General features: G+C 63.8%; 12 protein-coding genes and 1 tRNA gene. 9 read left to right on the forward strand and 4 right to left on the reverse strand.

What is annotated here, in order from left to right; all coding sequences use genetic code 11:
* Positions 1–65: 65 nt before the first annotated feature.
* Entirely contained in the window at positions 66–491 is a 426-nt protein-coding gene (locus QQJ84_RS19375; RefSeq protein ID WP_348522694.1) for an NUDIX hydrolase, read from the reverse strand.
* 656 nt (positions 492–1,147) lie between these two features.
* Between QQJ84_RS19375 and QQJ84_RS18090 the strand changes: the two genes are divergently transcribed.
* Positions 1,148–1,693: a glutathione peroxidase gene (locus QQJ84_RS18090; protein WP_284259732.1), complete on the forward strand. Its 546-nt coding sequence runs from the start codon at positions 1,148–1,150 to the stop codon at positions 1,691–1,693.
* Positions 1,694–1,702: 9 nt separating this feature from the next.
* On the opposite strand, the gene QQJ84_RS18095 is transcribed toward QQJ84_RS18090, so the two are convergent.
* Together QQJ84_RS18095 and QQJ84_RS18100 are read right to left on the reverse strand one after the other, a co-directional pair.
* Positions 1,703–1,918 carry a hypothetical protein gene (locus QQJ84_RS18095; protein WP_284259733.1) on the reverse strand — a complete coding sequence of 72 codons (216 nt, stop codon included), beginning with the start codon at positions 1,916–1,918 and terminating at the stop codon, positions 1,703–1,705.
* A 136-nt stretch (positions 1,919–2,054) separates the two neighbouring features.
* Entirely contained in the window at positions 2,055–2,792 is a 738-nt protein-coding gene (locus QQJ84_RS18100; protein WP_284259734.1) for an SDR family NAD(P)-dependent oxidoreductase, read from the reverse strand.
* Positions 2,793–2,830: 38 nt separating this feature from the next.
* On the opposite strand from QQJ84_RS18100, the gene QQJ84_RS18105 reads away from it, so the two are divergent.
* The 6 genes from QQJ84_RS18105 (at position 2,831) to QQJ84_RS18130 (ending at position 8,409) form a co-directional block, all read left to right on the forward strand.
* Positions 2,831–3,733 carry a YicC/YloC family endoribonuclease gene (locus tag QQJ84_RS18105; protein WP_284259735.1) on the forward strand — a complete coding sequence of 301 codons (903 nt, stop codon included), beginning with the start codon at positions 2,831–2,833 and terminating at the stop codon, positions 3,731–3,733.
* On the forward strand, positions 3,726–4,325 hold the full coding sequence (gene gmk / locus QQJ84_RS18110; RefSeq protein WP_284259736.1) for a guanylate kinase: 600 nt from the start codon (positions 3,726–3,728) through the stop codon (positions 4,323–4,325). The genes QQJ84_RS18105 and gmk overlap by 8 nt, the downstream gene beginning before the upstream one ends.
* Positions 4,326–4,443: 118 nt before the next feature.
* A complete protein-coding gene (gene gyrA, locus QQJ84_RS18115; protein WP_284259737.1) occupies positions 4,444–7,167 on the forward strand; it encodes a DNA gyrase subunit A in 2,724 nt (907 codons plus the stop codon).
* Positions 7,160–7,663, forward strand: coding sequence for a pantetheine-phosphate adenylyltransferase (gene coaD / locus QQJ84_RS18120; RefSeq protein WP_284259738.1), 504 nt, complete (start codon positions 7,160–7,162; stop codon positions 7,661–7,663). Before gyrA ends, coaD begins: the two co-directional genes overlap by 8 nt.
* Before the next feature lie 65 nt (positions 7,664–7,728).
* Positions 7,729–8,220, forward strand: coding sequence for a peptidylprolyl isomerase (locus QQJ84_RS18125; protein ID WP_456304818.1), 492 nt, complete (start codon positions 7,729–7,731; stop codon positions 8,218–8,220).
* Positions 8,221–8,334: 114 nt separating this feature from the next.
* A tRNA-Lys gene (locus tag QQJ84_RS18130) sits at positions 8,335–8,409 on the forward strand.
* 69 nt (positions 8,410–8,478) lie between these two features.
* On the opposite strand, the gene QQJ84_RS18135 is transcribed toward QQJ84_RS18130, so the two are convergent.
* A complete protein-coding gene (locus tag QQJ84_RS18135; RefSeq protein ID WP_408862243.1) occupies positions 8,479–8,955 on the reverse strand; it encodes a tyrosine-type recombinase/integrase in 477 nt (158 codons plus the stop codon).
* On the opposite strand from QQJ84_RS18135, the gene QQJ84_RS18140 reads away from it, so the two are divergent.
* Both QQJ84_RS18140 and QQJ84_RS18145 read left to right on the forward strand, forming a co-directional pair.
* A complete protein-coding gene (locus QQJ84_RS18140) occupies positions 8,884–9,084 on the forward strand; it encodes a type I restriction-modification enzyme R subunit C-terminal domain-containing protein (protein ID WP_284259741.1) in 201 nt (66 codons plus the stop codon). The genes QQJ84_RS18135 and QQJ84_RS18140 overlap by 72 nt on opposite strands.
* Positions 9,084–9,245, forward strand: a complete 162-nt coding sequence (locus tag QQJ84_RS18145) for a hypothetical protein (RefSeq protein ID WP_284259742.1) — start codon at positions 9,084–9,086, stop codon at positions 9,243–9,245. The genes QQJ84_RS18140 and QQJ84_RS18145 overlap by 1 nt, the downstream gene beginning before the upstream one ends.
* The last annotated feature ends 85 nt before the right edge of the window (positions 9,246–9,330 follow it).

Consider the following 9,330-nt stretch of genomic DNA (forward strand, 5'->3'; position numbering starts at 1 on the left):
AGTCAGAAAAAAACGGGCAGCCGCCCGGTTGTGCATCCCCTTATACTAAGCATGAGCATAACTCGTCAAGCGCGGGCGAGCGGGGGCTTGGTGCCGGCGTAGGCGCGTTCCTGGAGGATATCGGCGCGGAACCTGAACAGCTTGGCGGGGCGCCCGCCGGTGGCTTCGGCCATCTGGCCGGTTTCCTCGACCAGCTCCTGTTGCTCGACCAGGCGGCGGAAATTCTGCTTGTGCAGGAGCTGTCCGGCCAGGGCCTCGACGCTGCGTTGCAGGTCCAGCAGGGTGAAGTTGGGCGGCATCAGCTCAAACACCACCGGGCGATAGGTGATTTTGGCGCGCAGCCGGGCGATGCCGGTGGCCAGGATCCGCCGGTGGTCCTGGCGCATGGCTTGGCCCAGCCGGGGGGCTGGGGTGGTGTGGCAGGCAATGCCGTCGCGCGCGGCCTCGGCCACCAGCCCGGCCTCATAGAGCAGCTCGTAGCGTTGCAGCACCAGCTCCTCGTTCCAGCGCCGGCCTTCCAGGCCAAAGGCGATCGCGGCGCGTTGTTTGCGCGCGCGGCGCTCCGCCGGGCTTGCGCCGGCCAGGGCCCAGGCGCGCAGCGCGGCGGGGAGGGGGGGGGCAGATCCGCGCCCTGGCGGTGGTCCTCCCAGGGAAAATAATCGTACCAGTCGCGCCAGCTTGCGCCACCCTCCAGGGTTTTTGGCTGTTCGCGGGTCAGCGCCAGGTAGGAGATGGAGATCGCCCGGCCGAAGCCGCCAAGGGCGGCGTTGCGGTCGTTATCGGCGAATGTGTAGAGCTGTTCGACATAGCCCAGCGGGTGGTGCGTCTGCCGCTCCACCCATGAGCGCGTGCCCGCCTGCAGCGAGCGATGCTCCGGCGAGAGCGGGCCTGAGGGCAGGGAGGTGCCGTCAGCGATGGTCAGCACGCGCGGCGTGCCGGCGGTGACCGCCACCAAAACGGCAATCAGCTCAGCGCTTACGGAACTTGGCCGGTTTTCGGGCATACGATCATTTCGCAGATAGCGGCGGGCGCTGGCAAGGGCCGCCCCGGCGGGTGCGAGCATTGAAAATCCGCCCCGAGGCAATATGTATCGCCTGCGGCGGCTTGAACCAGCCGCGCGTAATATAACATCATGAAGGGGAACAGTATGGCGGACGCGATTTATGACATTCCGTTGAAAAGCATCGATGGCAAGGCCACAAACCTTGGCGATTATAAGGGCAAGGTGCTGCTGGTGGTGAATGTCGCCTCCAAATGCGGGCTGACCCCGCAGTATGAGGGCCTGCAGAAGCTCTATGCTGAGAAGCGTGATGCCGGGCTGGAAGTGCTGGGCTTCCCCGCGAATAATTTCAAGGAGCAGGAACCGGGGAGCGAGGCGGAGATCGCGAGCTTCTGCAGCACCACCTACAATGTCGAATTCCCGCTGTTCAGCAAAGTCTCGGTGGTGGGTGAGGGCAAGCATCCGTTATATGAGGCGCTGACCGCGGCCAAGCCGCAGGCTGAGGGCGGGGATGCCTTCCGCACCCGGCTTGAAGGCTTTGGCATCGCCACCAACCCGGCGCCCGAGGTGCTATGGAATTTCGAGAAATTCGTGGTTGGCCGTAATGGTGAAGTTGTCGCGCGGTTCACGCCGGATGTGGGCGCTGATGACCCGCGCCTGCGCGCCGCGCTGGATGCCGCGCTGGCGGCCTAAACTAAGAGGTTAGTGATACGCGTATTGGCAGTCGCTGGCCTCGGTGAGGCTGGCGGTTGTTTTGCCGGGCGCCGGCGCGGTGGCAACTTCAATCGCCCGCGCGGCGGCGAACAGCGGGTTCACTTGTGGCGCGGCAGCGTTCAGGTTCGGCGTTATTTGGGCAGGCCGGTGGAAGCGCGGCACGGCCCACAGGATAAACCCGTAGGATGTCTTTGTTGTCATCATGGATACCCCAAGGTTGCGGCGCTCATTTAGGCGGCCACATCCGGGTTGTATAGTGAATTTTTGTGATAAAATCATTAAGAATCAGATAATTAACGAAATGCACCCAAGCCCTCCGGCGCCCTCAAACGGGTGGGGCTCAGGTTTGCGAAGGCTTTCCCGGTACGCGGGCGAACAGCGATTTCGGCGCCAGATTGGCCACCCGGGCCAGGGCGGCGAACCACCAGGGAAAAGTGATGAAGGCGCGCCCGGCCGCGATGCCCCTGATGATCCGCCGTGCGGCTTCGCCGGCATCGAGCATGCCCGGCATGGGATAGGGATTTTGCGCGGTCATCGGTGTGCGGATGAAGCCGGGGCGCACCAGGGTTAAGGCGATGCCCTCGCGCGCGGCACCTGGGGCGGCGGCGCGCACCCAGCAGTCCAGCGCGGCCTTGGCGGCGCTATAGGCGGGGGAGGTGGGCAGCGCGATCAGCCCGGCGATGGAGCCGATAATGGCGATGCGTGGCGTTTTGCGCGCCATCGCGGGCAAAATGGTGTTGAACACGCCATCCAGGTCGGTCGCGAACACGCGGCGGATCTGCTCGTCCCGCTCACGGTGGGCCCGGCCCGGCCCGGCGGAGACCCCGGCATTGGCGATCATCAGGTCAAGTTCTTCCAGCCCCGCCACCCAGTCAGCCATCGCGGCGCGGTCGGTGACATCAGCGATGGTTTGCGTGACCCGCGCGCCCTTGGCCTGCGCGGCGGCGGCGGTTTGGGCGAGGCGCGCAACATTGCGCCCGGCCAGGTGCAGCGTGACGCCGGGTGCGGCGTAGCCCAGGGCAAGGGCCTGCCCCAGCCCGCTGGATGCCCCGGTGATCGCGATGGTCTGATACTGCATATGGGCAGCGTAGCAGCCTCCTGCTAAGAGGCCAGCCTATGAACGCAAAAACCTCAATCGCCTCGATGACCGGCTTCTCGCGCACCCACGGGCAGGCCGGCCCCGTCTCCTGGGTATGGGAGCTGCGCAGCGTCAACGGCAAGGGGCTGGATATCAAGCTCCGCCTGCCCGGCGGGTTGGACGCGCTGGAGTTCCCCCTGCGTGACCTGGCCGCCAAGCGGCTGAAGCGCGGGAATGTTTCCGGTACGCTTACCCTAAAGCGCGATGCGGTCTCGGGCATGATGCCTGATCTCGCGGTGCTGGAGCGGATCAAGGAGCTGGCGATTGATCTGGCGGATAATATCCCCGGCGCGTTGCCGCCGCGTGCCGAGCTGCTGCTGGGGCTGCCGGGCGTGATGCGCAGTGTCTCCGCGCAGGATGATACCGAGGAGGAACAGGCCGCCCTGGCCGCCGCCGTGCAGGCGGGGTTTGCCGAGGCGCTGGCGCAGCTGGCGGAGGCGCGGGAAGGCGAGGGGGCGCGGTTGGCTGGTATTGCCGCGGCGCTGCTGGGCGAGATCGAGGCGCTGCACGCCGCCGCCGCGGTGGAGGCCGCGACGCAGCCGGCCCTGCACAAGGCCCGGCTGACCGCGCAGCTGGCGGAGATTCTGGGTGCCACACCGGCGTTGCCGGAGGAGCGGATCGCTCAGGAAATCGCGCTGCTGACGACAAAATCGGACGTGCGCGAAGAGCTGGACCGGCTGCAAGCGCATATCGGCGCCGCGCGCGCGCTGCTGGCCGAAGGGGCGGGTATCGGGCGCAAGCTTGATTTTTTGATGCAGGAGTTCAACCGCGAGGCGAATACGCTATGCAGCAAATCCACTTCGCTGGCGCTCACCTCCATCGGGCTTTCGCTAAAGGCCGCGATTGAGCAGCTGCGCGAGCAGGTGCAGAACATTGAGTAACCGGCGCGGGCTTTGCCTGGTGCTGGCCGCGCCCTCGGGGGCGGGCAAAACCACGCTCTCGCGCGCGCTGCTGGAGCAAGATGATGCGCTCTCGCTCTCGGTAAGCGTGACCACGCGGGCGCGCCGCCCCGGCGAGAAAGAGGGCAAGCATTATTATTTCATCAGCCAGGAGCGGTTTGATGAAATGGCGGCGGCGGGCGATCTGCTGGAATATGCCCGCGTGTTCGGCCGCTCCTACGGCACGCCGCGCGGCCCGGTGGAGGCGGCGCTGAGCGCCGGGCAGGATGTGATGTTCGATATTGACTGGCAAGGCTTTCACCAGCTGCGCGCGGCCATGCCGGGCGATGTGGTGGGCGTGTTCATCAAGCCGCCCTCGCTGGAGGTGTTGCACCACCGGCTGACCAAGCGCGGCGACGCGCCGGAGCAGGTGGAGGAGCGCATGAAACATGCCGAGGCGGAAATCTCGCATGCCGGGGAGTTCGACTATATCGTCGAGAACCACGATTTGGATGTGGCGCTGGCGGATCTGCGCGCGATTTTGCGGGCCTGCCGGTTGGAGACGCGGCGGCAGGCGGCCCGGCCCGGTTTGTAAATATGACAGGTTTATGCTATGAACCGGCCTGAACTCAGGATAAAATTCTTAATGATCTCAGTCTGTTACCACCGGTCCGGCGAGTCTTTCGCCGCCGCCATCCGCAACCTGATCTGACATGAGCGATATGACCGGCGAATCCGGCGCGGAACCATTGCCGCTGCGCGGTACGGAGCCTGTGGCCATTGAGCAGGAGATGCGCAAATCGTATCTCGATTATGCCATGTCCGTCATCGTCTCGCGCGCCCTGCCTGATGCGCGCGACGGGCTGAAGCCGGTACACCGGCGCATCCTTTACGCCATGAACGAGGCGGGCAACACGCCCGACAAGCCCTACCGCAAATCCGCGCGCATGACCGGTGACGTGATGGGTACCTACCATCCGCACGGCGACAGCGCGATTTATCTGGCCGCCGTGCGCATGGCGCAGGATTTTTCGATGCGCCTGCCGCTGATCGACGGCCAGGGCAATTTCGGCTCCATCGACGGCGATATGCCCGCCGCCATGCGTTACACCGAGATGCGGCTGGACCCGGCGGCGATGCTGCTGCTGGCCGATATCGACAAGGACACGGTCGATTTCCAGCCGAACTACGACGAGAGCGAGACCGAGCCGCGCGTGCTGCCGGCCGCCTTCCCCAACCTGCTCATCAACGGCTCCAACGGCATCGCCGTCGGCATGGCGACCAATATTCCGCCGCATAACCCGGCCGAGATCATGGATGCCACGCTGGCGCTGATCGCCAACCCGGAGATCACGCTCGAAGAATTGATGCAGATCGTCCCCGGCCCGGATTTCCCGACCGCTGGTATTATTTTGGGCCGCTCGGGGATTCGTTCCGCATTCGAGACAGGGCGCGGCTCCATCACCATCCGCGCGCGCGCCGGGATCGAGCAAATCCGTAAGGACCGCGACGCCATCGTGGTCACCGAGATCCCGTATCAGGTGAACAAATCCGCGCTGCTGGAGCGCATCGCCGAGCTGGTGCGCGCGAAGGATATTGAAGGCATCGCCGATCTGCGCGACGAGAGCGACCGCGACGGCATGCGCATTGTCATCGAGCTGAAGCGCGACGCCACCGCCGAGGTGGTGCTGAACCATCTCTACCGCTACACCAATCTGCAAACCAGCTTCGGCATCAACATGCTGGCGCTCGACCGGGGCAAGCCCCGCCAGATGGGCCTCAAGGAACTGCTTGGCCTGTTCATCGAGTTCCGGGAAGAGGTGATCCTGCGGCGCGCCCGCTTCGAGCTGAACAAGGCGCGCGACCGCGCCCATCTGCTCATCGGCCTCGCCACCGCCGTTGCGAACATCGATGAAGTCATCAGGATCATCCGCGGCAGCCCGGATTCCAACACCGCCCGCGCGGCGCTCATGGAGCGTCACTGGCCGGCGGAAGATGTGGCGCCGTTGCTGGCGTTGATCGATGATGTGGGCAACACCATCACGCCCGAAAAAACCATGCGCCTGACCGATGCACAGGCGCGCGGCATTCTGGAGCTGCGCCTGGCCCGCCTCACCGGGCTGGAGCGCGACAAAATCCAGGCCGAGCTGACCGAGGTTGCGGCGCGTATCACTGAATTGCTGGACATCATAGGCTCGCGTATCCGCCGCCTGGAGGTCATGCGTGAGGAGCTTGTGGCCGCGCGCGCGAAAATCGCCAATCCGCGCCGCTCCAGCATCGAGAATTTCGAGACCGACCAGGATGACGAAGCCCTGATCGAACCCGGGCAGATGGTTGTCACCATCACGCGCGACGGTTTCATCAAGCGCACGCCGCTCGATGTGTTCCGCGCGCAAAATCGCGGCGGGCGCGGGCGCTCGGCGACCTCCACGCGAGGTGATGATGTGGTGACGCGCAGTTTCAATGCGCATACGCATCAATATGTGCTGTTCTTCTCCTCCGGCGGCAAGGCCTTCCGCGAGAAAGTCTGGCGCCTGCCGGAAGCGACCACGACCGCCAAGGGGCGCGCGCTCATCAACCTGCTGCCCGAGCTGGGCAAGGATGAGATCACCGCCGTGCTGCCGCTGCCGCAGGATGAAACCTTGTGGGAAAATCTGCACCTCGTCTTCGCCACCGCGAGCGGCGGCGTGCGGCGCAACAAGCTTGCCGACTTCAAGAACGTGCGCGCATCCGGGCTGATTGCGATGAAGCTGGACGAGGGCGACCGCCTTATCGGTGTTGCCACCTGCCGCGATGGCGACGATGTGTTCCTCGCGAGCAAGCTTGGCCGCTGTATCCGCTTCCAGATCACCGACGATAACCTGCGCGTGTTCACGGGGCGTGATTCCGCTGGCGTGCGCGGCATTAAACTTGCCAAGGACGATGAGGTGATGAGCCTCTCGGTGCTGCGCCATGTCGAAGCCACGCCGGACGAACGCGCCGCATATCTCAAATATGCCTCCGCGCAACGCCGTATGGGCGATGAGGAGGCCGAGGCAGGCGAGAGCGACGAGGCGGTGGCTGATATCGCTCTCTCCGAGTCACGAATCGAGGAACTGGCGGCGGCGGAGGAGATTTTGCTCACCGTCACCGATTCCGGCTTTGGCAAGCGCTCCTCGGCCTATGAATACCGCGTCACCGGCCGCGGCGGCCAGGGCATTGCCAACATCACGCTCAGCGCCAAGCGCAACGGCAAGGCGGTGGCTGCCAGCTTCCAGGTGCGCGAGGGCGACGACGTGATGCTGGTGACCGACGGCGGGCGGCTGATCCGCGTGCCGGTGGACCAGGTGCGCATTACCGGCCGTTCGGTCATGGGCGTGACACTCTTCCGCCTTGATGACGATGAACGCGTCACCAGCGTTTTCCCCGTACTGGAACAGGAGACCGTGGATGCCTGAACCCCGCGTCGCGCTTTACCCCGGCACCTTCGACCCCGTGACAAACGGGCATCTGGACATCATCAGCCGCGCCGCGCCGCTGGTGGACCGGCTGGTGATCGGGCTTGGCATCAATGCCGGCAAAGACCCGATTTTCAATCTTGATGAGCGGATCGCGCTGATCGAGGATGAGGTGGCGCCGATCGCCGAGAAAACCGGCACCCTTATCGAGGTGCGCGCCTTCGACACGTTGTTGATCGCCTTTGCGCAGAAACTCGGCGCGAAGATGATCGTGCGCGGCCTGCGCGCGGTGTCGGACTTCGACTATGAATTCCAGATGGCGGGAATGAACTATCGGCTGGATGCGGGCATTGAGACGGTATTTCTCATGGCCAGCGAGCGCCATCAGTTCATCTCTTCGCGCTTCGTGAAGGATATTGCCCTGCTGGGTGGGGATATTTCCTCTTTCGTCCCCAAACTCACGCTGGAACGCACCCTTGCCAAACTGAGGAAATAACCATGTTAAAACGCCGGACCCTCATCAGCACTGCCGCTGCAACCCCTTTTTTAACGGAACTTGCCATGACCGAACCCGCCGCCGCCGAGACCGTCTCCAACACCCTGCTGATGGAGCTCAAATACGGCACAGTGACCATTGAGCTGCGCCCCGACCTGGCGCCCAAGGCCGCCGAGCGCCTGCGCACCCTGACCACCCAGGGTTACTACAATGGCTGCAAATTCTTCCGCGTCATCGCCGGCTTCATGGCGCAGACCGGCGATGCCTCCAACACCGGCATGGGCGGCTCCGACCTGCCCAACCTGCCCGCTGAATTCACGCAGGACGCCAGCTTCCTCACCGGCGCGGTGGGCATGGCCCGCACCTCGGACCCCAATTCCGCCAACAGCCAGTTCTTCATCTGCTTCGCCCCAGCCACCTTCCTTGACGGCAACTACACCATCGTGGGCCAGGTTACCGCCGGCATGGACTTTGTGCAGCAGATCAAAAAGGGCGACCCGCAGAGCGGCAAGGTGAACGACCCCGATTCGATCATCAAGATGACCTTGGCCGCTTAAGGCCAATCCGGGCGCCTGATCAGGTTTTTTCTGGCTTTGCCGGTAAAACGGATCAGGAACCCGCTGGCGTCTATTGACTTGCAGGGGGCAAATCTGGTTCACCCCCTGCACGGAGAGCCTGTAGCTCAGTGGTAGAGCATTCGACTTTTAATCGAATGGCCGTGGGTTCGACCCCCACCGGGCTCACCAATTCTTTCAAGGGGTTAGAGGCGGTTTTGGCCTCGCCCTCAAGAAAGTTAGGCACTTTTCCGAGAGCGGTTAGGCAGTTTTGTTCCTGATGCGTTTTCGCGGCAGGTGGGTGATCGCGCCTTTTGCCAAAATTTTCTGTTTAGCTCCCGCCGTATAACGCTCGACCATTGCCCGGGTTTTGTGGCCGGTGATGGCCTGAATCTGGCCATCGCTGGCCCCAGCCTCTGCCATATGCGAAGCGGAGCTATGGCGGAGTCCGTGGAAGTGAACGTCATTCGCCAAACCCAGCTTGATCCGGGTCTCTGAATAGACGTGAGCGAAGTGATCTTTTTTCCAGGCATGACCGTCCGTCCGCGTGCAAATTGTCACTGCGTTTTTCGGGGCGGCATCCAGAGCCGCTTTCAGGACAGGATGCACAGGGATCGTCATTACAGCAGCCTTCTCTCGGCCTTTGTCCTGTCGCAGTGTAATCGTATGGCCGAGCGGGGCTTCGGCGGCGAGCAGTTGGCCGAAATGGGCAAGGTGATAGACGCCCAGAAGAGCGATGTGTTCGACATTCTGGCTTACATCGCCTTCGCGCTGCCACCCATCACCCGCGCCGAGCGTGCGGAGAAGCAGCGGGCGAAATTTTACCCCCGTACGACGCCAAGCTCCAGGCGTTCCTGGACTTCGTGATGGGCCAGTATGTGGCCCAGGGCGTGGAGGAACTGCACCAGGACAAGCTCGCCCGGCTGCTGGAGCTGCGATACCCGGACGCTGGCGGACGCCACGGCGGAGTTGGGCGCCGCGCCTGGTATTCGCGCGGCTTTTGTCGGGTTTCAGGAGTTTCTGTTTAGCCGGGATGCGCGGGGCTTATATGAGACCTGTGCGCGGATAGGCTTGCATCGACGCGGTTGGTTCTGATTCGTTGAGTTGACGGAT

The sequence above is a fragment of the Acidocella aquatica genome (assembly GCF_030160635.1).
In the GTDB taxonomy this organism is placed as follows: domain Bacteria; phylum Pseudomonadota; class Alphaproteobacteria; order Acetobacterales; family Acetobacteraceae; genus Acidocella; species Acidocella aquatica.